Source organism: Frigoribacterium sp. NBH87 (assembly GCF_014217665.1).
GTDB classification, from domain to species: domain Bacteria; phylum Actinomycetota; class Actinomycetes; order Actinomycetales; family Microbacteriaceae; genus Frigoribacterium; species Frigoribacterium endophyticum.
The window spans coordinates 562530-586391 of record NZ_CP043650.1 but is presented as its reverse complement, the minus strand read 5'-3'; the positions used below and the strand labels follow the sequence as shown (position 1 = coordinate 586391).

Here is a 23862-nt window from a genome sequence, read left to right as displayed (position 1 = left end):
CAGCCCAGGCGACGCGAGGTCGGTCGGTCGGGACCGTGCACGCCGAGTGGTCACGAACGGCTCGTCCCCCCGCCGGGAGCAGCAGATCGCGACCACTCGGCGGCCGGGCTCAGGAGGCGCGGTGTGCGCGGACGACCACGTCACGCATCGGGCCGCCTCCATGGTGCGCCGAGGTGGCGGCTCGCTCGCGCGCCCCGGCCACCTCGACCTCGAGCCCCTCGCCCTCGATCGCGGCGAGGACGTCGTCGACCGTGAACATGAGGTCACGCCGGTGCGCCATGCGCTCCGGGTCGTCCGTGAGGTCGTGCCCGACGACGAGCAGCGTCCCGCCGGGAGCCACCGCCGCCGCGAGCCCCCGGAAGAGCACGGCCCGCTCCGGGTCGGCGAGGTGCATGAACTGGGCCGAGACGAGGTCGAAGGCGCCCGGCTCGGGTGCCCAGGCCGTGACGTCGTGCTGCTCCCAGGTGATCCGGGCGGCGGCGGCCGGGTCGGTGGCCTCGGCGCGACGGGCGGCCTTGGCGAGCGCCGCCTCCGCGATGTCGGTGCCGGTCACCGTCCAGCCCCGCCGCGCCAGCCAGATCGCGTCGCCGCCCTCGCCGCTGCCGACGTCGAGCGCCCGCCCGGGCGTCAGGTCGACCGTCTCGGCGACGAGCTGGGCGTTGGGCTCGCCGCTCCAGGTGAAGCCCTCCGAGCCGTAGCGCTCCTCCCAGTACGCGCGGTCGAAGACCTCCTGCTCGGGGCGGCCCGGTGCGGGCCCGTCGGCGTCGCCGGACCGGGACGCGACCCCGTGCCGCCGCTCGCCGAGCAGCCGGGCGGTGCCCGCCGACTCGGCGGCCGCGCTGAACGGAGCCCGCCGGGCCGCGACGGCGAGGGCGGTGTCCTCCGCCACGAGGTCGGCGTTCGCGAGGGCGGCCGCCCTCACGCCGGACGCCGCCGCCGCGACCACCTGCATCATCGGGTCGGCGACGTTGCCCGCCAGCCAGAGGCCCGGGACGCTCGTGGCGCCGGTGGCCGGGTCGGACGGCACGACGAGCCCGACGCCCAGCGGGTGGGGCTCCTGCTCGACGCCCAGCCCGGTCAGCAGGTCCGAGTTCACGCGCAGGGCAGCCCCGAGCGCCAGTGCCTCCACCGGGCGGGTGCGCCCCGACGCGAGCTCGACCCCGCTCATCCGGTCGTCGGTGACGAGCACCCGGGTGACGGCTCCCGTCACGACACCGATGCCCCGCGCGGCGAGCTGCTCCCACTCCTCCTCCGTGGGCTCCACCGCGTCGTTGAGGAACAACACCACGCGATCGCTCCACTGCCGGAAGAGCAGGGCCTGGTGCACGGACAGCGGCCCGCCGCCGAGCACGCCGATCAGCCGGTCGCGCACCTCCCAGCCGTGGCAGTACGGGCAGTGCACGGCGTCCCGGGCCCACCGCTCGGCCAGGCCGGCCACGGGCGGCAGCTGGTCGGTGACGCCGGTCGTGACGACCACGCGCCGGGCGAGGACGGTCTCGACCCGGCCGCCCGCGTGCGTGACGGACGCCCGGAAGCGGGCCGCGACTCCCGGGGCCGGCTCGACGCGGTCGAGGGCCGTGACCGTCCCGGCACGGACCTCGCCGCCGTGGGACTCGACCTCGGCGCGGCCGAGGCGCGTCAGCTCGGCGGGGGCGATCCCGTCGCGGGTGAGGAAGCCGTGCACGCCCGCGGCGGGGGCGTTCCGGGGCTCGCCCGCGTCGACGACGACGACGTCGCGGCGGGCGCGGGCGAGCGTGAGGCCCGCGCTGAGCCCGGCGGCGCCGCCGCCGACGACGAGCACGTCGCGGACGACGTCGGGGGCGTCACCGGCGTCACGGGCAGGGTCGGGGGAGCCGCTCGGGGCGGGGGTGCTGTGGTCGTTCGTCATGGTGGTGACCTCCTGCCTCGATGGTCGCCCCGCGCCTCCGCCGGTGACAAGCTCTCTTGCCGAAGTGGCAAGATGCGGGCATGGACCCGCACCGACACGGCCCGACCGCCCCCGCCCCGGCCGACGACACCGACGCCGTCCTCGCCGGGGTCGGACCGCGTCTCCGCGCCCTGCGCACCGCCCGGAACGCGACCCTCGACCAGCTCTCCGCCGAGACGGGCATCTCGGTCAGCACCCTGTCGCGCCTCGAGTCGGGGCAGCGCCGCCCCGCGCTCGAGCTGCTGCTGCCGCTCGCCCGGGTGCACGGGGTGCCGCTCGACGAGCTCGTCGGCGCGCCGGAGACGGGCGACCCGCGGGTGCACCTCAAGGCCGTCGCCTGGCGCGGCGGGTCGATCCTGCCGCTGTCGCGCGGGGGGAGCGGCCTGCAGGCGTTCAAGCACGTCATCCCGGCGTCGGTGCCGGAGGGCACCCCCGAGCTGCGCACGCACGACGGCTGGGACTGGCTCTACGTGCTGAAGGGCCGGCTCCGCGTGGTGCTCGGCGAGCACGACCTCGTGCTGCCCGCGGGCGAGGCGGCCGAGTTCGACACCCGCACGCCGCACTGGTTCGGCCGGGTGGGGCCCGGCGACGTCGAGTTCCTCAGCCTCTTCGGCCGCCAGGGCGAGCGCATGCACGTCCGGGCGGCGCCGCCCGGCCGCTTCGAGTAGCGTCCTGCCCGTGACCGACCACCGCCCGGCCGACGCCCGGAGCCCCGAGCCGACCGCCCGCCCGCTGCACGTCCTCGTCCTGCCCGGCGGGGGCTACCAGCACCTCGCCGACCACGAGGGCGAGCCGGTGGCCGAGTGGCTGCGGTCTCTCGGGCACAGCGCGGAGGTCGTCCGGTACCCGCTCGACACGCGGCACCCCGGCCCCCTCGAGCACGTGCGCGGGGCCGTCCGGGCCGCCCGGGGGGGCGGGCCACGAGCGCGTCGGCCTGCTCGGCTTCTCCGCCGGCGGCCACGCCGCGGGCCTCGCCGCCCTCGCCCCCGGAGCCACGGGGGAGGCGCGGGTGGACCTGGTCGTGCTCGCCTACCCGGTCGTCTCCATGCGCACGCCCACCCACGGCGGCTCGCGCGCGGCGCTGATCGGCCCCGACGCCCCCGACCACCTCCGGGCCGCGACGTCGCTCGACGCCCTGGTGACCCGCGACTCCCCGCCGACCTTCGTCTGGCACACCGCCGACGACGAGACGGTGCCCGTCGAGCACGCCTACCTGATGGGCGCGGCCCTCGCCGAGGCCGGCGTGCCGCACGCCCTGCACGTCTACGCCTCGGGCCGGCACGGCCTCGGGCTCGCCGAGGGAGCCGGGCCCGCCGCGGCGTGGACCCGCGACTGCGCCGAGTGGCTCGACGACCAGCTCGGGGGGCCGAGCCGGGCCGGCTGACCGCACCGGCCCGTCGAGCTCGGCCCGCCCAGCCAGCCCGACCCCGACCTGCCCGCCCCTACGGGACGATGACGGCCCGGCCGCGCACCGTGCCGGCCGCGAGCGCCTCGTAGGCCGACGGGGCGTCGTCGAGCGAGTAGCGCTGCGTCTCGACGCTCACCCGACCGGCGCGCGCGAGGTCGAGCACCTCGATCAGCTCGCTGCGGCTGCCCCAGTAGGGCACCCGCACGGCCGCGTCGTACGCGATCGAGCCGAAGCCGAGCTCGACCGTGCCGCCGCCGATGCCGACGATCGTGACGTCCGCCTCCGTCGCCGCCACCGCGACCGCCGTGGCCATCGTGGGGCGCGCGCCGACGAAGTCGAACACCGCGTTCGCGCCGACGCCGCCGGTGAGGGCGCGGACGGCCTCCGCGGCGTGCTCGTCGCTGATCACGACGTGGTCGGCGCCGACGTGCGTCGCCAGCTCGAGCTTCTCGTCGTTGACGTCGAGGGCGATGACCTGCGCGCCCGAGAGCGCCTTGAGGATCTGGATGCCGACGTGCCCGAGGCCGCCCGTGCCGATGACGACGGCGAAGGTGCCGGCCCCGAGCTTCGGCAGCGACGCCTTGATCGCGTGGTACGGGGTCAGGCCGGCGTCGGTGAGGGAGACGTTCTCGACCGGGTCGAGGTCGCCGAGCGGCACGAGGTGGCGCGGGTCGTCGACGATCATGTACTCGGCCATCGAGCCGGGGGCGCCGAGCCCGGGGGGCTTGATGCCCTCGGCGGCGGCGTTGACGCAGTAGTTCTCCTTGCCCTGCGCGCACTGGTGGCAGCGCCCGCAGCCCCACGGCCCGTAGACGGCGACCGCGTCGCCGACCGAGACGTGCTCGACTCCCTCGCCGAGCTCCTCGACGACGCCGACGCCCTCGTGCCCGAGCGTGAGCGGCAGGGGGTAGCCCTGCGCCGTGTAGTCCTCCTCGGAGAGGCTCATGACGTACTCGTCGCTGTGGCAGACGCCGGCGGCGGTGACGCGGAGCAGCACCTGCCCCGGCCCCGGCGAGGGCTTCTCGACCTCGACGACGACGGGGTGCTGTCCGACCTGGGTGTACTGGAGTGCCTTCATGGGGTGCACGGTAGACCTGACCGAACCAGGTGGTCCGCCCGATGTGCGACACCTGCAGCCCAAGCTCAGGTGCCCGGGCAGCGGCCTCCGAGCCGCCGCGAGCATGATGGCGGCATGAGAGCGAAGCGCGAGCCCGTCCGCCGTCAGGAGCCCGGCCCGGGCCAGGAGTCCGTCTGGGACTACCCCCGGCCCCCGCGGGTCGAGGCCCGCTCCGAGCGGGTGGTCGTCCGCCTCGGCGGCCAGGTCGTCGCCGACACGACCGCGGCGTACCGGGTGCTCGAGACGAGCCACCCGCCGGTCTGGTACCTGCCGCGCACGGCCTTCACGGAGGGGGCCCTGCAGCCGGCCTCCGGCACGAGCATGTGCGAGTACAAGGGCCGCGCGAAGTACGTCGACGTGGTCGGCGGCGGGGCCCGCGCCTCCTCGGCGGGCTGGACGTACCCGAGCCCGTGGGCGGGCTACGAGGTGCTCGTCGACCACGTCGCGCTCTACCCGGGGCGGATGGACTCGTGCGAGATCGACGGCGAGGTCGTCCAGGCCCAGGAGGGCGACTTCTACGGCGGCTGGATCACGGCGTCTGTCGTCGGCCCGTTCAAGGGCGCGCCCGGCACGATGGGCTGGTAGCGGAGCCCGCGGCCCCGGCGACGTCGTGCGGGTCGCCGCGTCCGGCGGCTACGGCGTCGTGCGCGCCGTCAGCTCGGCGACGACCACCTCGGCGTCGGCGAACCACCGCGTGTAGTGGTCGGGGTCGGCGTTGACCTGCACGGCGTGGGCGGCCTCGGTGGGCGAGAGCTCCTTCCAGCCGGGGATGCGCACGAGCTTCGTGAAGAACATCGTGGCGGCCGTGTACGGGTCCATCCGCTGCTCGTAGGTGCCCCAGAGCCCGTTGTCGCGCTGCTGGAAGAGCCCTCGGCTGTCGGGGCCGACGTCGTCGCCGTGGTCGATGTTGCGGAGGCTCGACTCGCCCATCGCGGTCATCACGCCGATGGCCTGCGTGTGGGTGCCGATGCCCTGCGCCTTTGCGGCCTCCATGATCCAGGCGGCGTTGACGAGGCGGTCCTGGCAGTAGCCGGCGACGGGGCCGGCGGGCACCGAGATCGTGCCGATCTGCACGGGCGGCACGTCGGGGCAGGTCGGCTGGCTCGTGACCGCGGCGGCGGTCGGCTCGTCACGGGGAGCGCTCAGCGACGACACGACCATCGCGACCGCGACGACGAGCCCGACGGCCCCGAGGCAGAACACGACGGAGGCGGCGATGAGCAGACGGCGCACGGTGCGTCCTCCAGGGGGTCGGGCCAGGGTCGCTCCCGATGCTAGGCGAGACAGCTGGCAGACCGTGCCAGCGCCGGGCGCGGGTCAGCCCACGGGCTGAGCGGCGCGGGCTGGCCCGTCGCTCCGTCTCGTGCCGAACCACGTCCTCGCACCGGAACCACGCCGCGGCGTGGTTCGCCTGCGAAGACGTGGTGCCCGAGCGGCAGGGCGGCGGAGGCGCGGAGCAGGGCGGGCGCGGGGCAGGGATCGGGGAGGCGCGGGGCAGGGACGGGGGAGGCGCGGGGCAGGGCGGGCGCGGGCGACCGCGGCTCAGAGGAGGTCGGCGCGGTCGGCGAGGTACTCGCCGAGCTCGCGCAGTTCGCCCGGGCCGCGGCCCCAGCGCACGTGCACGGCGTCGCCGACCAGCACGAGGGGCTCGGCCGTACCCGAGCGCAGGGCCTCGGCGTCGGTCCGCACCGGCACGTGGCCGTAGTTGACCACCTCGCCCTCGGCGAACTTCCGCGACGCAGCCCGTCGGGCGTCACGCCGCTCCTCGACCGAGGCCGACAGGTGCTGCTCGCGCTTGGGCTCGGTGGCGCGGGTGATGGTGCCGGTCGCCCAGACCTGCCCCTCGGGGCCGAGCAGCAGCACCCCGAGGCGCCAGGCCCGGCCCGCCGGCAGCAGCGACGCCGACGTGTGCACGAGCAGCAGGCGTCGTGACGCCTTCACGGTCGCGAGCGACTCCTGGCGGGCGTCGCGGGCCGCCAGCTCGGCGACCGTGCGGCCGAGCAGCCCGGCCAGGGCCGCGGCCGCGCGCGTGGCCTCGTCGTCGCTCACCGCGCCTCCCTCGGTCGGTGTCGTGCCGTCGGTCGTGCCGTCGTCGGTCGGGTCAGCTGTCGTAGCCGTGGGCGAGGAAGTCCTCGACGAGCTCGACGACGAGGGCGTGGTCGTCGGCCTGGGGCAGGCCCGAGACCCCGACCGAGCCGACCGGGCCGACGCCGCGCACGATGACGGGGAACACCCCGCCGTGGGCGGCGTAGACGCCCGGGTCGAGCCGCGACTTCTCGTCGAAGGTCGAGCCGGCGACGCGGAAGGTCTCGCCGACGCGGTACGAGCTCTGGCCCCAGCGCTCGACGACGCGGGCCTTGCGGTCGAGCCACTCGTCGTTGTCGCGCGAGGTGCCGGGCAGGGCGGCGTGGAAGACGCGCTGCCGGCCCTTCATCACCGCGATCGCCACGGGCAGCTGACGGCGGCGGGCCTCGGCGAGCACGTGGGCGCCGAGGTCGAGGGCGGTCTCGGTCGTGAAGCGGCGGAACGTCAGGCGCTCCTCCTGCTCCTCGAGGGTGCGCAGCAGCGTGTCGTCGGTCATGGGTGCCTCCGGGGAGTCGGGCGGTGCGGGCGTCGTCGCCCGCCCCGAGCCTAGGGCCGCGGGCCGGAGGGCGGCCTGAGCGCCGTCCTGGTGGGCGTCGGCGCGGTGCGGCGAGGTCAGCGCCGCCCGCCCGCGGCCACGAGCTCGGTGCAGTCGTCGCTGCCGGTGAGGCGGCAGTACACGTCGGCCAGCTCGGCGGCGGAGAGCGACCACGGGTGCTGGAGGGCGCGCTCCCGGGCGGCGGTCGCGAGGCGCTGCCAGGTCGCGCCGTCGCCGAGCAGGCGGGTCAGCGTCTCGCCCCAGCGGGCCGGGTCGCGGCTGTCGAGCACGACCCCGGTGACGCCGTCGACGACCGACTCGCGAAGGCCCCCCGACGCGGCGGCGACGACCGGGACGCCGCTCGCGGCGGCCTCGAGGGCGATCAGCCCGTACGTCTCGGAGTGCGAGGGCACGAGCACCAGGCGGGAGTCGCGGAGCAGGGCGGCGAGGCCCGCCCGCGTCCTCGGCCCCAGGAAGCGCACGTCGAGGTCGAGGCGGGCGGCGAGGTCCTCCAGCTCGTGCTCGTAGCCGGCGTGCTCGGTGCTGGCGCCGCCGGCGATCACGAGCTCGGGGCGCAGGTCGGCCGGGACCGCCGCGACCGCGGCCACGGCGAGGTCGGGCGCCTTGAGCGGCTCGAGCCGACCGGCGACCACGACGTAGGGCCGGTCGGAGCGGGGCTCGCCCGGCGTCGCCGGCCGGAAGAGCTCGGCGTCGACGCCGGGCAGCACGACCCACAGCCGGGCCGGGTCGCCGCCGAGCCGCGTGGCGACCGTCTCGGCCTCCGCGCGGCTGATCGCGACGACCGCGTCGCTCTCGCGCGCGAGAAGGGCCTCGCCGGCGAGGCGGCCGGGCGACTCGGCGCGCTCGCCGTCGGAGAGGGGCGTCTCGTCGCCCGCGGCGATCGAGTGGAAGCTCTGCACGTGCGGAACACCGCGCTCGCGCGCGACCGGCAGCGCAGCGACGCCGCTGAACCAGTGGTGCGAGTGGATGACGTCCCAGGGGCCCTGCTCGGCCAGGCGCTCGCGGAACTCGTCGACGAACTCCTCGTGGCGGCCCTTCGTGACGGGCTCGGTCGGGCCGGCGGTCAGGACGCGCAGCGTGACCCCGGGCGAGAGCTCGACGGTGTCGGGCCCGTCGGGCGACGAGCGCCGGGTGAGGATCTCGACCCGGTGCCCGGCTGCGCCGAGGGCCTCGGCCTGGTTGCGGACGACGACGTTCATGCCGCCCACGTCGCCCGAGCCGGGCTCGGCACCGGGGGAGGTGTGCAGCGAGACGAGCGCGATGCGGAGGGGGGAGGTCACCGCCCGAGCGTACCCGCCCCGCGGCGGGCGCCCCCGCGCCGCCCGGCCCCGCCCGTCCGCCCGTCCGCCCGGCCCTGCCCGCCCGGCCCCGCCTGGCCGGCCCGGCCCCGCCCGGGGCCCCGGAGCTAGGGTGAGGCATGGCGAGCGAGGCGACGATGCTGCAGGTGGGCGACCGCGACGTCCGGATCTCGAGCCCGGGCCGGGTGCTCTGGCCCGACCTGGGCGTGACGAAGCTCGACCTCGCGCGCTACCTCGTCGAGGTGGGCGACGCGTTCGTCCGCGCGAACGGCGACCGCCCGATCTCGCTGCAGCGGTTCCCCGGCGGCGTCGACGGCGACGACTACTTCTCGAAGAACCCGCCCCGCGGCGCTCCCGACCACGTGCGCAGCGTCGTCGTGACCTACCCGAGCGCGCGCTCGCACCCCCAGCTCGTCATCGACGAGCCGGCCGGGGCCGTCTGGGCGGCGCAGATGAACACGGTCGTCTTCCACCCCTGGGCCTCGCGGGCCGGGGCGAGCGACCTGCCCGACCAGCTCCGGGTCGACCTCGACCCCCAGCCGGGCACCGACTTCTCCGACGCGGTGCCCGCGGCGCATGAGCTCCGGCGCGTGCTGGCCGACGCCGGGCTGACCGCGTTCGTGAAGACGAGCGGCAACCGCGGCCTGCACGTCTTCGCGCCGATCGAGCCGACCCGGGAGTTCCTCGACGTGCGGCACGCGGTGATCGCCGCGGCGCGCGAGCTCGAGCGCCGCATGCCCGACGCCGTGACCACGAAGTGGTGGAAGGAGGAGCGGGGCCGCCGCGTCTTCGTCGACTACAACCAGGCGAACCGCGACCGCACCATGGCGGGCGCCTGGTCTCCCCGGGCGCTGGCCCGCGCCTCCGTCTCGACCCCGCTCGAGTGGAGCGAGCTCGACGCGACCGACCCGGCGGTGCTCACCGTGCTCACCGTGCCGGGCCGCCTCGCCGCGACGGGCGATCCGTGGGAGCACATGCACGACGAGCCCGGCACGATCGACGGGCTGCTCGGCTGGTGGGAGCGCGACGTCGAGGCGGGCCTCGGCGAGCTGCCCTTCCCGCCCGACTTCCCGAAGATGCCGGGCGAGCCGCCCCGCGTCCAGCCCAGCCGCGCGAAGGCGGCGCCGCAGGGCGACCAGGCTTCGCCTGTCGAGCAGGCCGAGTAGGAGGACACGTCGGCCGGCAGGAGTCGCGGGTCGACTCCGGCAGACGCCTCGCAGACGCGTCAGGCCCGGACGAGCACCTCGCCCAGGTCGTACGCCGTCGGCACCTCCAGCTGGTCGAAGCCGCACGAGCTCGCCTCGCGGTCGGCCCGCCACCGGGCCACCTGCACCGTGTGGCGGAACCGCTGCCCCTCCATCTGGTCGTAGCGCACCTCGACCACCCGCTCGGGGCGGAGCGGGACGTACGAGACGTCCTTCCCCGACGAGAAACGGCTGCGGTCGGTCTCGGCGTGAGCGACCCCGCCGTCGTCGTCGTGCACGACGAGGTCGGCCAGTTCGTCCACGAGCTCGAGGCGACGGGCGTCCGAGAACGCGGAGGCGCCTCCCACGTTCCGGAGCTCGCCGTCGGCGTCGTGCAGCCCGAGCAGCAGCGACCCCACGCCCTGCCCGCTCTTGTGCACCCGGTAGCCGAGCACGATGACGTCGGCGGTGCGGTGGTGCTTGACCTTGAGCATCGTGCGCTTCCCCGGCCGGTAGGGGCTCGCCAGGGGCTTGGCGACGACGCCGTCGAGCCCGGCGCCCTCGAACTCGACGAGCCAGCGGCGAGCGACCTCGGCGTCGGTGGTCGTGCGGCTCAGGTGCAGCGGGGCAGCGGCGTCGGCGAGGAGGCGCTCGAGGGCGGCCCGGCGCTCGCCGAAGGGGCGCTCCGAGAGGCTCTCGTCGCCCTCGGCGAGCAGGTCGAACGCGACGAACGAGGCCGGCGTCGAGACCGAGAGCATGGCGACGCGCGAGGCCGCGGGGTGGATGCGCTGCGAGAGGGCGTCCCAGTCGAGCCGCTCGTCGCCGGGCTCGCCCTGCCGCAGCACGATCTCGCCGTCGAGCACGCACGGGCCGGGCAGCCCCTCGGCGAGCGCGGCCACGAGCTCGGGGAAGTACCGGGTGAGCGGCTTCGAGCCGCGGCTGCCGAGCTCCACCGTCTCGCCGTCGAAGTAGACGAGGCCGCGGAAGCCGTCCCACTTCGGCTCGTACGACAGGCCGCCCTCGACGCTGTCGGCGTCGGGCACGGTGGCGACGGCCTTCGCGAGCATCGGGGCGACGGGGTCGGTGATCGACGGGACGGCGGCGGCGGCGCGGGCGTCAGAGTCGGTGCCGGCGTCGGCGTCGGCGTCGCGAGCGGGGGAGTCGGTGGTCATGCGCCGAGTCTGGCCCGGGTCGTCGACTCCGGCCCGGGAGGCGTCCTCAGCCCGTCGCGAGCTCGTCGCCGCGTCCGGCCGACCGGAGGTGCCACTCCGTCTGCGCGAGCGCGGAGGCGAGCACGAACCCCGTCATCGACCGGAGGCCGCCGCGCCAGCCGGTCATGTGCTCGGCGACCTCGAAGACCGTGGGGGAGGCCGCGCCCGCGCCCCCGGCGTGCAGGGCGTCGAGCGCGGTCACCGCGTCGAGGGTGCGGTCGGCGCGGTGCGCGACCAGCGCCTCCGCCCGCTCGGCCAGGCCGACGAACCGGTACTCGTGGCCGGGGCAGACCTCGAGCGCGTCCGCTCCGGGCCGGTCGAGGGGGACCATCGCCCGCAGCGAGGCGAGGTGGTCGTCGAGGGGGTTCGACGCGGTGCGGCCGCCGAGGCCGATGCCGGGGTTGATCGTCGGCAGCACGTGGTCGCCGGTGAAGACGAGGCGCTGCTCGGGCTCCACGACGCACAGGTGGCCGGCGGTGTGGCCCGGCGTGTGCACGACCCGCAGGCGGCGGCCCGCGACCGGCAGCTCGTCGCCGTCGGCGAGCAGCAGGTCGGGGGTGACCGCGGGCAGGGCGCGACCGGACCCCCAGGAGGCGACCAGCGCCTCCGTCAGCTCCCGGGGGGCGCCCCAGCGGGCGACGTCGGCGTCGGCGGCGGCCCCGTCGGCGGCGCGCCGGTCGAGGGCGGCGGCCTCGAGGGCGTGCATCGCGACGCGGGCCCCGGAGGCGCGGCGCACGTCGTCAGCGGCCCCCAGGTGGTCGAGGTGCAGGTGGGTGACCACGACGAGCGTCAGGTCGGAGAGCTCGTGGTCGACCGACCGCAGCGCCGCCTCGAGCCGGGGGACGGCATCGGGCCCGGCCCAGCCCGGGTCGATCAGCGCGAGGGAGCCGTCGGAGCCCTCGATCAGGTAGCTGAACGAGTGGCCCTCGACGCGGTCGCCCACGGTCGACGACAGCGACCAGACGCCGTGCCGCACCTCCTCGAGGGGAGGGAGCGTGCGGGTGCGCAGCGCCTCGGCCTGCACGGGGCTGATCGGGGCGGGAGCGGGCACCCGGCGAGCCTAGCCCGGGCGCCGCACCCCCGAGGTGACCCGTCCTGGGCCGCCGGGGCTGCCCCGGGCCCAGGACGGGTCACCTCGCCGTGCGTCAGCTCACTCGGGGGCGACGTCGACCAGCACCTTGCCGGTCACGCCGGCCTCGACGGCCTCGTGGGCGGCGGCGGTCCGCTCGAGCGGGAACCGGTGGAGCGGCAGCCCGGCCTCCTCGCCGACGGGCAGCGCCCCGTCGCGCACGGCGGCCGTGACGTCCTCGGCGGCGGCCTGGAGGGCCTCCTCGCCGACCGTGTACAGCAGCACGAACTGGTAGCGGGTGTTCGTGCCCATGTTGGCGCGGAGCGGCAGCGAGACCTCGTCGCCGCCGTCGTTCGCGTAGATCGCGACGGAGGCGCGGGGCGCGACGACCGCGGCCACCAGCTCCGCGTTCTGCCGGATCGACACCTCGACGACCACCCGCACGCCGTCGGGGGCGAGGCGGCGGATCTCGGCGGCCGCGTCCTGCTCGCGGTAGTTCACGACGTGGTGGGCACCGGCGGCGCGGGCGAGGGCCGCCTTCGCGTCGCTCGAGATCGTGGTGATCACCGTGGCTCCGGCCCAGGCGGCCAGCTGGATCGCGGCGTGGCCGACCGCGCCCGCGCCTCCCGAGACCAGGACGGTGACGCCGTCGAGCGCGCCGGGCGACAGGCGCCTGGGGCCGTCCTCGTGGACGGTGAGCGCGCGGTGCGCCGTCATGGCGGGGACCCCGAGGCTCGCGCCGAGGTCGAACGAGGCCCCGTCGCGGAGGGGGACGACGCGCTCGCGGGGGAGGACGGTGTACTCCTGGGCGGTGCCGGTCGCGTGGCCGTTCGCGGAGATGAACGACCAGACCCGGTCGCCGACGGCGAGGTCGGTGACGCCCTCGCCCACGGCGTCGACGACGCCCGCGCCGTCCTGGTCCGGGGTGACCTCGGGGTACGGCGTGGCCTCGCCGGGGCCGGAGCCCTGGCGCGACTTCCAGTCGGTGGGGTTGACGCCCGACACGACGACGCGCACGCGCACCTCGCCGGCGGCGGGCTCGGGCACCTCGCGGTCGACGAGGTGCAGCACGTCGGAGGCGGGACCGGTCTCGGTGTAGATGATCGACTTCATGGGGCCAGTCAACGACCCCGGGCCCGGCGCTGTTCCCAGCCACGCGCCTCCGACGTCGTCGTCTCCGTCGAGGTGACCCGTCCCGGGGCTCCTGCGCCGGTGAGGACGAAGGACGAGTCACCTCGACGCGTGGCCCGCCCGCGCGTCCGTCAGCGCGGGCGCGTCGCCGCGTGCGCCGGCGCCCAGCCGAACGCGGGCGCGACGTGGTCGGCCACCGTGCGCAGCAGCCGGGCGTTGTAGTCGACCCCGAGCTGGTTCGGCACGGTGAGCAGCACGGTGTCGGCCGCCCGGACGGCCGCGTCGCCGGCGAGCTGCGCGGCGATCACGTCGGGCTCGCCGACGTAGCTCTTGCCGAAGCGCGACTGCACCCCGTCGAGCAGGCCGACCTGGTCGCGCGAGTCCTGCTGTGCGCGGACGCCGAAGTACCGGACGTCCTCGTCGGTGGTGATCGGGATGACGCTGCGGCTCACCGAGACGCGCGGCTCACGGGCGTGCCCGGCGGCGGCCCACGCCTGGCGGTAGAGCGCGATCTGCTCCGCCTGCAGCTCGTCGAACGGCACGCCGGTGTCCTCCGTCAGGAGGGTGCTGCTCATCAGGTTCATGCCCTGCTCGGCCGTCCACGTCGCCGTCGCGCGGGTGCCGGAGCCCCACCAGATGCGCTCGCCGAGCCCGGGGGAGAGCGGCTCGATCGCGAGCGGGCTCGACCAGCCCGTCATGCGGGGGTCGCTCGTCGCGACCGCGTCGCCCGCGATCGCGGAGCGGAACAGCGCGGTGTGGCGACGCGCCATGTCCGCGTCGGTCTCGCCGTCGGCGGGCACGTGGCCGAACGCCTCGTAGCCGCGCAGCGAGGTCTCGGGCGACCCCCGGCTCACGCCGAGCTGGAGGCGACCCGCGCTGATCAGGTCCGCGGCCGCGGCCTGCTCGGCCATCGAGAGCGGGTTCTCGTAGCGCATGTCGATGATGCCGGTGCCGAGCTCGATGCGGCTCGTCCGCGCCGCCATGGCGGCCAGCAGCGGGAACGGGCTGGCCAGCTGCTTCGCGAAGTGGTGCACGCGCACCGACGCCTGGTCGATGCCGATCTCCTCGGCGGCGACCGCCAGCTCGATCGACTGGACCAGCGCCTCCCGGGCGGTCGGGGTCCTCGACCCGGGGACGTCCTGGTAGTGCCCGAACGACAGGAACCCGATGCTCTTCTCCATGCTCAGCGCCAACCCCGCGGGGCCCGCCCCCATTCCGTCCGGACGGCACAGGTGACGGGACGGGGCCGCGCCGCTAGCGTGGGCGGGGTGGAGAACCGATTCCGTGTCGACGGCGACGACCTCGGCATCGACCTGCGCGCCTCGTCCGTGACGCTCGGGAGCGACGGGGTGGTCGACGCCACCGTGGTCGCCGAGCGCCTGCCGGCCGACGTCGACTGGTCGGACGCCCCGCCCCGCCTGCACTTCCGTGACGTGCCCCTGAAGTTCGACGGGGCCACCTTCGGCGCGACCGTCGACGACGACCTGCTCGACGAGCACGACATCGCCTTCTGGCTCGAGGGCCGGGAGGACGTCCACGGCGTGCTGAGCCTCGGCGCGGGCGACCGGCTGCGCTTCGTCGGCACGACCCACGTCACGGGCGAGCCGAAGGCCTGGCGCCTCGACGTCTCGATCCGCTTCGGCGGCTCGGGCCGCACCCCCGCCGTCTGAGGCACGCCCCGGGCACGGGCCGGCGCGGAGCAGGCGCGGGGCAGGCACCGAGGAGTCGCGGGCGAGGAAGATGGACCGCATGAGCCCCCGACGCCCCCGCCCCGGTCGCCCCGGCCGCACCGCCGCCGCCCGCACCGAGCGCGCCTCCGCCGCCCGCACCGCCCGCCTCCTCACCGCGGCCCTCGGCGGCAGCGGCGTCCTCCACCTCGTCGCACCCGCGACCTACGACGCCGTCGTGCCGCGCAGCATGCCCGGCCCCGCCCGCTTCTGGACCGTCTCCTCCGGGGTCGCCGAGCTCGTCGTCGCGGCGGCGCTCGCCTCCCGCCCCACCCGGCGCGTCGGGGGCGCGCTCGCCGCGGCCCTGTTCGTCGCCGTGTTCCCGGCCAACGTGTCGATGGCGACGCGGTCCCTGCACAGCGCCCGCGCCTCCCGCGTGCGCCGCGTCGTGACCCTCGTGCGCCTGCCGCTCCAGGTGCCGCTCGTGACGCGGGCCCTGCTCGTGCGGCGAGCCGGCTGAGCGCGTTCCCACCGGGCGCGGCCGTGCCTGCCGGTACGGTGGACGCCGACCGACCGGGCTGACCACCGCCCGGCCGCCCGGCGCTCGGCACCGCACGCCGGCCACCCCGCCCCCCACCGACGGCCCCGCCGCACGGAAGGCCCCACCTTGACGACCATCGACCTCAACGCCGACCTCGGCGAGGGCTTCGGCCGGTGGACCCTGGGCGACGACGAGGCCCTGCTCGACGTCGTCACGAGCGCGAACGTCGCCTGCGGCTTCCACGCCGGCGACCCCGAGTCGCTCCTCCGGGTCGTGGGGCAGGCGCACCGGCGCGGCGTCGTCGTCGGCGCGCACGTGTCGTACCGCGACCTCGCCGGCTTCGGGCGCCGCTACCTCGACGCCTCGCCCGCGGAGCTCGTGGGCGACGTCGCCTACCAGGTGGGCGCCCTCGACGGCCTCGCCCGGGCCGCCGGCACGGCCGTGCGGTACGTCAAGCCGCACGGGGCGCTCTACACGACCATCGCCCGCGACGACGACCGCGGAGCCGCCCACGCCGACGCGGTCGTCGAGGCCGTGCTGCGGGTCGACCCGGCGCTCGCCGTCGTGGGGCTGGCCGGGTCGGCCTTCCTCCGCCGCGCCTCCGCCGCGGGACTCGTCACCGTGCCCGAGGCCTTCGCCGACCGCGCCTACACGGCGTCGGGCGAGCTCGTGCCCCGTCGCGAGCCCGGGGCGGTGCTGCACGACCCCGCCGAGATCCGCGACCGCGTCCTCCAGCTCGCCGAGACGGGGCGGGTCACCTCCGTCGACGGCCAGGAGGTCGAGGTCGACGCGCGCACGGTCTGCGTGCACGGCGACTCGCCCGACGCGGTCGAGGTCGCGCGTGCCGTCCGCACCGGCCTCGAGGAGGCGGGGGTCGCCCTGCGCTCCTTCGTCACCGTCCCGGGGGCGTCGGCGTGAGCGGCGACGACCGCTCCGGCTCCGCCGACCGGCACGGCGGCCTCCCACGGGAGCCGCGCATCCTGCCCCTCGGCACGGACGGGGTCCTCATCGAGACCGCCGACCTCGACGAGTCGCTGGCCCTCTTCGGCGCGCTCCTCGCGCAGCCCGTGGCGGGGATCCTCGACGTCGTGCCCGCGCCGCGCACCGTCGCCGTCCGCTTCCTGCCCGCGCTGCTGCCGGTCACCTCCCTGCTCTCGGTGATCCGGTCGCTGCCGAGCTCGCGCGACGCCGCGACCGAGGGGCGCCTCGTCGAGATCCCGGTGCACTACGACGGCGACGACCTCGCCGAGGTCGCCGAGCTCAGCGGGCTGACGGTCGAGGAGGTCGTCCGCCGCCACACCGGCGCTGTCCACACCGTCGCCTTCACCGGCTTCGCGCCGGGCTTCGCCTACCTATCCGGAGGCGACCCCGCCCTCGCCGTGCCGCGACGGGCCGTGCCCCGTACCCACGTGCCCGCCGGCGCCGTCGCCCTCGCGGGCGAGTTCTGCGGCGTCTACCCGCGCGAGAGCCCGGGCGGCTGGCAGATCGTGGGCCGCACCGAGGTCGCCCTCTGGGACCTCGCCGAGCGGGTGCCCGCGCTGCTGCAGCCGGGCATGCGGGTGCGCTTCGTCGATGTCACGGCGGGCACCGGCGACCGCCCCGACGCGGCCGTGGCGCCGGCCGACGGGGCCGTGGTGCGCTCCGCGTCGGTCCGGGCCGCGTCGTCGCCGGTCGCGCCGCCGTCCCGACCCGACCGGGCCCTGCTGGTCGACCGCCCCGGCCCGCACACGATCCTCGAGGACCTCGGCCGCCCCGGCCGATCCGGCCTCGGGGTCTCCCGCTCCGGGGCGATGGACCACCGGGCGCTCCGCGAGGCGAACCGCCTCGTCGGCGCCGCCACCGGCTCGGCCGCGCTCGAGCTGGCCTACGGCGGCCTCGAGGCGACGGCGCGCGGCGACCTCGTGCTCGCCGTGGCGGGCGCTCCCGTGCCGATCACGGTCACCGGGCCCGCCGGCCCGCGCCCTGCCGTGGTGGGCGCCGCGTTCGCGCTCGACGACGGCGACGTGCTCACCGTGGGGGCGCCTCCCCGGGGCGTCTACTCGTACCTCGCCGTCCGCGGCGGCTGGGAGGCCGAGCCCGTCCTCGACAGCGTCTCGGGCGACGTGCTCGCCGGGCTCGGCCCGCAGCGGGTGCGCCCCGGCGACGAGCTCGCGGTGGGCCGAGCCTGGGCCGAGAGCGTCGCCGCGGCGGCGCCCGACGTGCAGCGCACGGTCTCGGCGCCCGACGAGGTGACCTTCCTCGACGTCGTGCTCGGGCCGCGGGACGACTGGTTCACGCCCGAGGCCGTCGAGCTGCTGACCGAGCAGCGCTTCACCGTCACCGCGCAGTCGAACCGCATCGGCCTCCGGCTCGAGGGCGAGCGGCCCCTCGAGCGCCTCGTCGCCGACGGGCTGCCCGCCGAGCTGCCGAGCGAGGCGACCGTCTCGGGGGCCCTGCAGGTGCCGCCCTCCGGCCACCCCGTGCTCTTCATGGCCGACCACCCGGTGACGGGCGGCTACCCGGTCGTCGCGTGCGTCGTGGGCGACCAGCTCGACCGGGCCGCCCAGGTGCCGATCGGCGCCCGCGTGCGGTTCCGGGTGGTGCCCGGGCCCGACCTCGGGCGGGGCCGCCGCGGCGACCGGCAGGACGACCACCTCGACGAGCGCCTCGCGGCCGAGCGGGGGACGGAACGGTGATCAAGCTCCTCATCGCCGAGCGCGGCGAGGTCGCCGTGCGCATCGCCCGCGCCTGCGCCGACCTCCAGCTGCCCTCGGTCGCCGTCTACACGGCCGACGACGCGGCCGCCCTGCACGTGCGCGCGGCCGACGAGGCCTGGGCGCTCGAGCCCGCCGACGCGATCAACGCCGCCGACGCCCTCGGCGCGGACCCGGCCGTCGGCCCCGGCGGCGGCTCGCCCGGCGGCGGCTCCGCCGGCGCGTTCCCGGTCGGCCGTCCCGACGCCTACCGCGACATGCAGGCGATGCTCGACGCCGCCGTGCGCAGCGGCGCCGACGCGGTGCACCCGGGCGCGGGCCCGCTCTCCGAGAGCGCCGAGTTCGCGCGCCGCGTCGTCGCCGCCGGGCTCACCTGGGTCGGCCCCGACCCCGCGACGATGGAGGTGCTCGGCGACAAGATCGCCGCACGCGCCCTCGCCGACTCGGTCGGCGCCCCGCTCGTCGTGGGCACCTCCGGGCCGGTCCGGCGGCCCGACCAGGCCGTCGCGTTCGCCCAGCGCCACGGGCTCCCGATCGCCCTCAAGGCGGCGAACGGGGGAGGCGGCCTGGGGCTCCGCGTCGCGCGTCGCCTCGACGAGGTGGCCGACCTGCACGACAGCGCGGTGCGCGAGGCCGTCGCCGTCTTCGGCCGCGGGGAGTGCTTCGTCGAGCAGTACCTCGACCGGCCCCGGCACGTCGAGGCCCAGGTGCTCGGCGACGGCGAGGGCGGGGTCGTCGTCGTCGGCACGCGCGAGTGCTCGGTGCAGCGCCGGCACCAGAAGCTCCTCGCCGAGGCCCCGGCGCCCTTCCTCACCGACGAGCAGCTGGCCGTCGTCGTCGACGTCAGCACGGCCGTCTGCGGGGCCGTCTCGTACCGCGGCGCCGGCACCGTGGAGTTCCTCGTCTCGCAGTCCGGCCAGGTGTCCTTCCTCGAGGTCGGCACGGCGCTGTCCGTCGAGCACGCCGTCACCGAGCTGACGACCGGGGTCGACCTCGTCCGGCAGCAGCTGCTGCTCGCCGACGGGCGGCCCCTCGAGGTCGCCGCGGCCCCGCCGGTGCTCGGGCACGCCCTCTCGTTCCGCGTCACGGCGGAGGACCCGGGCCGTGGCTTCCTGCCGGCCCCGGCCCCGGTCGCCCGTCTCGAGTTCCCCGGCGGGCCGGGCGTCCGCGTCGACGCCGGCGTGGCCCCCGGCGACGACGTCCCGCCCGGCCGCGACTCGCTGCTGATGACCCTCTCGGTCTGGGGCCGCGACCGTGACGAGGCGCTGCGCCGCTCCCGACGCGCCCTCGACGACCTCGTCGTCGACGGCCCCGCGACCTCCGCGCCCTTCCACCGCCGCCTCCTCGACGACCCCGCCTTCGCCCCGCCCGGCGACGAGGCCCCGACCGTGCACACCCGCTGGATCGAGACGGAGTGCCCCTGGCTCGACGGCCTCGCGGTCCGGACGCCGGAGGCGCGGGCCACGCCCGTCGTCCTGCGCACCTGGGTCGAGGTGGCGGGCCGCCGCGTCCCCGTCGTGCTGCCCGCCGAGCTGGCCGACGTCGAGGTCGTGGCCGCGATGGTCGCCGCCGTCGTCGGCGAGGACGACCCCGTCGACCGCCCCGACGACGGGGGACACGTCACGGCCCCGTAAGCTGGGAGAGCGCCCAGAGCCGAGCGCGTGCCCGCACCGTCCCCCGCACCACCGGAGCCGCCGCCATGTCCTCTCCCGTCTCGTCGTCGTCCGCGCCCACGGGCGCGCCGGCACCCCGCTCCGGCGTCGCCGGACGCCTCGACTCCTGGTTCGAGGTCACGGCCCGCGGCTCCAGCTGGGCCCGCGAGATCCGCGGCGGAGTCGTCACCTTCGTGACGATGGCGTACATCGTCATCCTCAACCCGCTGATCCTCGGCGGCTTCAGCGCCGACCAGGCCGCGCAGGACGTCGCGGGCGGCTGGCTGCAGAACGCCCAGGTGGGCGCCGTCACCGCCCTCACCGCGGGCGTCATGACCATCCTCTTCGGGGCGGTGGCGCGCCTCCCGTTCGCCTTCGCGGCCGGCCTCGGCATCAACTCGTTCCTCGCGGTCACCGTCGTGCAGGACGTCACCTGGCCCGAGGCGATGGGTCTCGTCGTCATCAACGGCCTCGTGATCACGATCCTCGCCGTCACCGGCCTCCGCGGCCTGATCTTCAACGCCGTCCCCGCCGCGCTGAAGACGGCGATCACGGTCGGGATCGGCCTCTTCATCGCGTTCATCGGGCTCGTCGACTCCGGCTTCGTCCGCACCAGCGGCTCCGCGTCGCCGCCCCTGCAGCTCGGCTCCGCCGGGTCGGTCGCGACGCTGCCGACCATCACCTTCGTCATCGGGCTCGTCGTGATCGGCGTGCTGATGGCCCGCCGCGTGCGCGGGGCGATCTTCATCGGCATCGTGGCCACCACGGTGATCGCGATCGTGCTGCAGGCGATCTTCCAGGTGCCGACGTCGAACGGGCAGAACCTCGACGACTGGAACCTCAACGCCCCCGTCATGCCGACCCAGATCGTGGCCCTGCCCGACCTGTCGCTCATCGGCGACATCAGCTTCGGCGCCTTCGCCCGCATCGGCGTCCTCTCGGCCGTGATGCTGGTCTTCACGCTGGTCTTCACGAACTTCTTCGACGCGATGGGCACGATGACCGGCCTCGCCAAGGCCTCCGACGTCGCCCGCCCCGACGGCACCTTCCCCCGCCTGAAGAGCGCGCTCGTCATCGAGGGCGTCGGCGCGATCGCCGGCGGGGCCACCAGCTCGTCGTCGAACACGGTCTTCGTCGAGTCGGCCTCGGGCATCGGCGAGGGCGCCCGCACCGGCGCGGCCTCGGTCGTCACCGGCCTGCTCTTCGTGCTCGCGATGTTCTTCACGCCGCTGACGCAGGTCGTGCCGCTCGAGGTGGCAGCCTCCGCGCTCGTCATCGTGGGCGCGCTGATGGTCTCGCAGATCAAGGACGTCGACTGGACCGACTTCTCCGTCGCCCTGCCGGTCTTCCTCACGATCATCACCATGCCGCTGACCTACTCGATCGCCAACGGCATCGGCGTCGGCTTCATCAGCTGGGTGATCGTCCGGGCCGCCTCCGGCAAGGCGCGCGAGATCAGCCCGCTGCTCTGGATCGTGTCGCTGGGGTTCCTCGTCTACTTCGTGCGCGGCCCGATCGAGGCCCTGGTCGGCTGAGCGGGGCGGCGGTACGGTGGGCGGCACGCGGCGGCGACGACGCTGCCGCCCCTGACCGAGGAGGCGCACCGTGCCCCGCATCACCCCCGTGCTCTGGTTCGACGGCGAGGCCGAGGTCGCCGCGACGTTCTACGTCTCGCTCTTCCCCGGTTCCCGTGTCACCGACGTCTCCCGGTACCCCGACGACTTCCCCGACCCGGCCCTCGCCGGCCGGGCGCTCGTGGTCGAGTTCGAGCTCGACGGCCAGGGCTTCCAGGGGCTGAACGGCGGGCCGGGGCACGCCCCCTCCGACGCCGTGTCGTTCTCGGTGCCGGTCTCCGACCAGCCCGAGCTCGACCGCCTGTGGGACGCCCTCGTCGCCGACGGCGGCGAGGAGGGCCGCTGCGGCTGGCTCACCGACCGCTGGGGCTTCTCCTGGCAGATCGTCCCGAGCGCCCTCGGCGAGACCCTCGGCGGCCCGGACCCGGAGGGGGCGGCCCGGGCCATGGCGGCCATGATGGGCATGGGCCGGCTCGTGGTCGACGACCTGCGGGCCGCCTACGCGGGCACCTGACCCGACCCGCGCCTCCCCGGGGCTACCAGTCGTGGACGGTGCCGTCGGCCAGGCGGTTGTAGGGCAGGTACGCCTTCTCGTACGGGTACTTCCCGGCCTCGTCGACGTCGAGCTCGACGCCGAGCCCCGGCTGCTCGCCCGGGTGCAGCATGCCGCCCTCGAACGTGAACGACTGCCGGAAGACGCTGTCGGTCCGCGAGCCGTGCTGCATGTACTCCTGGATCCCGAAGTTGTGGATCGACAGCCCGAGGTGCATCGCCGCCGCCATGCCCACCGGCGAGATGTCGGTCGGGCCGTGCATGCCCGACCGGATCTGGTACTGCGCGGCGTACTCGAGCACCCGCTTGAGGTGCGTGATGCCGCCGGTGTGGGTGACGGCGCTCCGCACGTAGTCGATCAGCTGCTCGCGGATGATCTGCTGGTAGTCCCAGACGGTGTTGAAGATCTCGCCGATCGCGAGCGGCGTGGTCGTGTGCTGCCGCACGAGGCGCAGGGCCTCGGGGTTCTCGGCGGGCGTGACGTCCTCGAGCCAGAAGAGGTCGTAGGGCTCGAGGCTCTTGCCGAGCGACGCGGCCTGGATCGGCGTCATGCGGTGGTGCCCGTCGTGCAGGAGGGGGATCTCCGGCCCGAACTCGGCGCGCACGGCCTCGAAGACGGTCGGCACGTGGCGCAGGTACGAGCGGGTGTCCCAGTCCTCCTCGTTCGGCAGGGCGCCGCGCTGGGCCGGCTCGTGGTCGTAGCGCACCCCGGCGTTGGCGTCGAAGGTGGCGTTCGAGGCGATGCCGTAGATCGACGTGAGCCCGGGCACGCCGGTCTGCACGCGGATCGCGCGGTAGCCCTGCTCCTGGTGCTCGCGCACGCTGTCGAACAGCTCGGGGAGGTCCTTGCCGGAGGCGTGGCCGTAGGCGAGCAGGCCGGTGCGGGAGGCGCCCCCGAGCAGCTGGTAGAGCGGCATGCCGGCGACCTTCGCCTTGATGTCCCAGAGGGCGACGTCGACGGCGGCGATCGCGGCCATCGTGACGGGGCCGCGCCGCCAGTAGGCGCTCCGGTAGAGGAACTGCCAGGTGTCCTCGATGCGGGCGGCGTCCCGGCCGAGGAGGAGCGGCACGACGTGCTCGGAGAGGTACGCGACGACCGCGAGCTCGCGGCCGTTGAGGGTGGCGTCGCCGAGGCCGGTGACCCCGTCGTCGGTCGTGAGCTTGAGGGTCACGAAGTTGCGGTCGGGGCTGGTGACGACCACCTCGGCCTTGTCGATCTTCATGCGGGGCGACTCCTTCGTCGGCGGGCGTGGTGCCACCGAGTCTGGCAGGCCGCCCGGCCGGGCGTCAGCCCGCTCGGCCCTTCTGCGGCACGGTCGGCACGGGCGGGGTGGGCGAAGACGGCGGCGTGGGCGGTGCGGACAGCGCGGGCGCCGCACCGCGGGCGGCGGCGTCGGCCTCCCGCGCGAGCAGGGTGGCCCCCGCCACCGCGGCCGGCATCACGAGCACGGCTCCGAACGGCACGAGGAACGAGAGCCAGGTGACGGTGCCGAAGCCCAGCGTGTGCGCCCGTCGGAGGCCCAGCGCGCGCCTCCGCTCGCGGAGGGTCCGGCCGCGGGCGTCGAACGCGAAGCCGGTCAGCTCGACGGTGAGGAACCACCCGCCGGTCACGGCGGCCAGCACCGGCACGACCGTCTGCCCGACGACGGGCACGAAGCCGCCGACGAAGAGGAGGAGGCCGATCGAGGCGGTCGCGAGCAGCAGCCGCAGCGAGTCGCCGACGCTCTTCGCGAGCCCCCGCCAGAACCCGGTGCCGAGGTCGGCCGGGGCGTCGCCCTCGCGGCGCTCGACGTGCCGCCAGATCCTCTCGTAGAACGGGTCTCCCACCAGCAGGGTCACGGCGGTGAAGGTGAACACGGCGAGCAGCACGGCGAGGGCCGCCACGGCGAGGCCGATGACGAGGCGGACGACCCGGGCCTCCCACTCGGGCCACGAGTCGGCGAACGGGGTGAGCGCCACGGCGACGTCGTCGGCGTAGCCGTTGACGAGCACGAGCAGCCCGACGAAGACGAGGCCGACGATCACGGCGGGGACGGCGCCGAGCAGCATCAGGCGCGGCGACGTGCCCCAGAGGCGCAGCCCGCGGCCGAGCAGGGCCGCGCCCGACCCGAACTCGCGCACGACCGACATGGGCCGAGCGTACCGGGCGTCGCCGACGCGGGCCGGGTCGGTCGGGTCGGTCGGGGGCCGATCGCGG

At 76.0% G+C, this 23862-nt stretch carries 23 protein-coding genes; 11 read left to right on the top strand and 12 right to left on the bottom strand.

From position 1 onward, the window contains the following. Window positions 1-109 precede the first annotated feature (109 nt). Window positions 110-1888: an FAD-dependent oxidoreductase gene (locus F1C15_RS16280; protein ID WP_185232819.1), complete on the bottom strand. Its 1779-nt coding sequence runs from the start codon at window positions 1886-1888 to the stop codon at window positions 110-112. Between the two features lie 80 nt (window positions 1889-1968). Here F1C15_RS16280 and F1C15_RS02765 point away from each other — a divergent pair, with 80 nt between their 5' ends. Further along, a complete protein-coding gene (locus F1C15_RS02765; protein ID WP_185232817.1) occupies window positions 1969-2595 on the top strand; it encodes a helix-turn-helix domain-containing protein in 627 nt (208 codons plus the stop codon). 266 nt (window positions 2596-2861) lie between these two features. Next, on the top strand, window positions 2862-3311 hold the full coding sequence (locus F1C15_RS16080; RefSeq protein WP_255465557.1) for an alpha/beta hydrolase: 450 nt from the start codon (window positions 2862-2864) through the stop codon (window positions 3309-3311). 58 nt (window positions 3312-3369) lie between these two features. On the opposite strand, the gene F1C15_RS02755 is transcribed toward F1C15_RS16080, so the two are convergent. Next, on the bottom strand, window positions 3370-4413 hold the full coding sequence (locus F1C15_RS02755) for an NAD(P)-dependent alcohol dehydrogenase (RefSeq protein WP_056055201.1): 1044 nt from the start codon (window positions 4411-4413) through the stop codon (window positions 3370-3372). A 114-nt stretch (window positions 4414-4527) separates the two neighbouring features. On the opposite strand from F1C15_RS02755, the gene F1C15_RS02750 reads away from it, so the two are divergent. Continuing rightward, window positions 4528-5037: a DUF427 domain-containing protein gene (locus tag F1C15_RS02750; RefSeq protein ID WP_056055197.1), complete on the top strand. Its 510-nt coding sequence runs from the start codon at window positions 4528-4530 to the stop codon at window positions 5035-5037. Window positions 5038-5085: 48 nt separating this feature from the next. Here F1C15_RS02750 and F1C15_RS02745 read toward each other — a convergent pair whose 3' ends face one another. The 4 genes from F1C15_RS02745 to F1C15_RS02730 form a co-directional block, all read right to left on the bottom strand. After that, window positions 5086-5685 carry a hypothetical protein gene (locus F1C15_RS02745; RefSeq protein ID WP_056055195.1) on the bottom strand — a complete coding sequence of 200 codons (600 nt, stop codon included), beginning with the start codon at window positions 5683-5685 and terminating at the stop codon, window positions 5086-5088. Between the two features lie 309 nt (window positions 5686-5994). Then, the gene (locus F1C15_RS02740; RefSeq protein ID WP_185232815.1) at window positions 5995-6501 is read right to left on the bottom strand and encodes a hypothetical protein; all 507 of its coding nucleotides are present in this window, start codon (window positions 6499-6501) and stop codon (window positions 5995-5997) included. 52 nt (window positions 6502-6553) lie between these two features. Beyond that, window positions 6554-7033, bottom strand: a complete 480-nt coding sequence (locus tag F1C15_RS02735) for a heme-degrading domain-containing protein (protein WP_056055189.1) — start codon at window positions 7031-7033, stop codon at window positions 6554-6556. A 116-nt stretch (window positions 7034-7149) separates the two neighbouring features. Further along, complete coding sequence (locus F1C15_RS02730; RefSeq protein ID WP_255465443.1) at window positions 7150-8373, bottom strand: glycosyltransferase; 1224 nt, start codon at window positions 8371-8373, stop codon at window positions 7150-7152. 137 nt (window positions 8374-8510) lie between these two features. Here F1C15_RS02730 and ligD point away from each other — a divergent pair, with 137 nt between their 5' ends. Then, the gene (gene ligD, locus F1C15_RS02725; RefSeq protein WP_185232813.1) at window positions 8511-9557 is read left to right on the top strand and encodes a non-homologous end-joining DNA ligase; all 1047 of its coding nucleotides are present in this window, start codon (window positions 8511-8513) and stop codon (window positions 9555-9557) included. 59 nt (window positions 9558-9616) lie between these two features. Here the strand turns inward: ligD and F1C15_RS02720 are convergent, their stop codons facing one another. The 4 genes from F1C15_RS02720 to F1C15_RS02705 all read right to left on the bottom strand — a co-directional run bounded on the left by F1C15_RS02720 (window position 9617) and on the right by F1C15_RS02705 (window position 14167). After that, complete coding sequence (locus tag F1C15_RS02720; protein ID WP_255465556.1) at window positions 9617-10642, bottom strand: ATP-dependent DNA ligase; 1026 nt, start codon at window positions 10640-10642, stop codon at window positions 9617-9619. Between the two features lie 151 nt (window positions 10643-10793). Beyond that, the gene (locus F1C15_RS02715) at window positions 10794-11837 is read right to left on the bottom strand and encodes an MBL fold metallo-hydrolase (protein WP_185232810.1); all 1044 of its coding nucleotides are present in this window, start codon (window positions 11835-11837) and stop codon (window positions 10794-10796) included. A 99-nt stretch (window positions 11838-11936) separates the two neighbouring features. Then, window positions 11937-12968: an NADPH:quinone reductase gene (locus tag F1C15_RS02710; protein WP_185232808.1), complete on the bottom strand. Its 1032-nt coding sequence runs from the start codon at window positions 12966-12968 to the stop codon at window positions 11937-11939. A gap of 149 nt (window positions 12969-13117) precedes the next feature. After that, the gene (locus tag F1C15_RS02705; protein ID WP_185232807.1) at window positions 13118-14167 is read right to left on the bottom strand and encodes an LLM class flavin-dependent oxidoreductase; all 1050 of its coding nucleotides are present in this window, start codon (window positions 14165-14167) and stop codon (window positions 13118-13120) included. An 87-nt stretch (window positions 14168-14254) separates the two neighbouring features. Here F1C15_RS02705 and F1C15_RS02700 point away from each other — a divergent pair, with 87 nt between their 5' ends. From F1C15_RS02700 to F1C15_RS02670, 7 genes are all read left to right on the top strand, one after another. After that, a complete protein-coding gene (locus F1C15_RS02700; RefSeq protein WP_056055167.1) occupies window positions 14255-14656 on the top strand; it encodes a hypothetical protein in 402 nt (133 codons plus the stop codon). Window positions 14657-14735: 79 nt separating this feature from the next. Further along, complete coding sequence (locus tag F1C15_RS02695) at window positions 14736-15173, top strand: hypothetical protein (protein ID WP_185232805.1); 438 nt, start codon at window positions 14736-14738, stop codon at window positions 15171-15173. A gap of 147 nt (window positions 15174-15320) precedes the next feature. Further along, window positions 15321-16112, top strand: a complete 792-nt coding sequence (locus tag F1C15_RS02690; RefSeq protein ID WP_185232803.1) for a LamB/YcsF family protein — start codon at window positions 15321-15323, stop codon at window positions 16110-16112. Further along, complete coding sequence (locus F1C15_RS02685; RefSeq protein WP_255465440.1) at window positions 16109-17869, top strand: carboxyltransferase domain-containing protein; 1761 nt, start codon at window positions 16109-16111, stop codon at window positions 17867-17869. Before F1C15_RS02690 ends, F1C15_RS02685 begins: the two co-directional genes overlap by 4 nt. After that, entirely contained in the window at window positions 17866-19521 is a 1656-nt protein-coding gene (locus F1C15_RS02680; protein WP_185232801.1) for a biotin carboxylase N-terminal domain-containing protein, read from the top strand. Before F1C15_RS02685 ends, F1C15_RS02680 begins: the two co-directional genes overlap by 4 nt. Window positions 19522-19586: 65 nt before the next feature. Then, window positions 19587-21074 (top strand): NCS2 family permease, encoded by a 1488-nt coding sequence (locus F1C15_RS02675; RefSeq protein ID WP_167259285.1) that lies wholly within the window; start codon window positions 19587-19589, stop codon window positions 21072-21074. Window positions 21075-21144: 70 nt separating this feature from the next. Next, window positions 21145-21627 carry a VOC family protein gene (locus tag F1C15_RS02670; protein WP_185232799.1) on the top strand — a complete coding sequence of 161 codons (483 nt, stop codon included), beginning with the start codon at window positions 21145-21147 and terminating at the stop codon, window positions 21625-21627. 22 nt (window positions 21628-21649) lie between these two features. On the opposite strand, the gene manD is transcribed toward F1C15_RS02670, so the two are convergent. Continuing rightward, on the bottom strand, window positions 21650-22888 hold the full coding sequence (gene manD / locus F1C15_RS02665; protein WP_185232797.1) for a D-mannonate dehydratase ManD: 1239 nt from the start codon (window positions 22886-22888) through the stop codon (window positions 21650-21652). Window positions 22889-22952: 64 nt separating this feature from the next. Continuing rightward, complete coding sequence (locus tag F1C15_RS02660; protein WP_185232795.1) at window positions 22953-23795, bottom strand: EI24 domain-containing protein; 843 nt, start codon at window positions 23793-23795, stop codon at window positions 22953-22955. Between the last annotated feature and the right edge of the window lie 67 nt (window positions 23796-23862).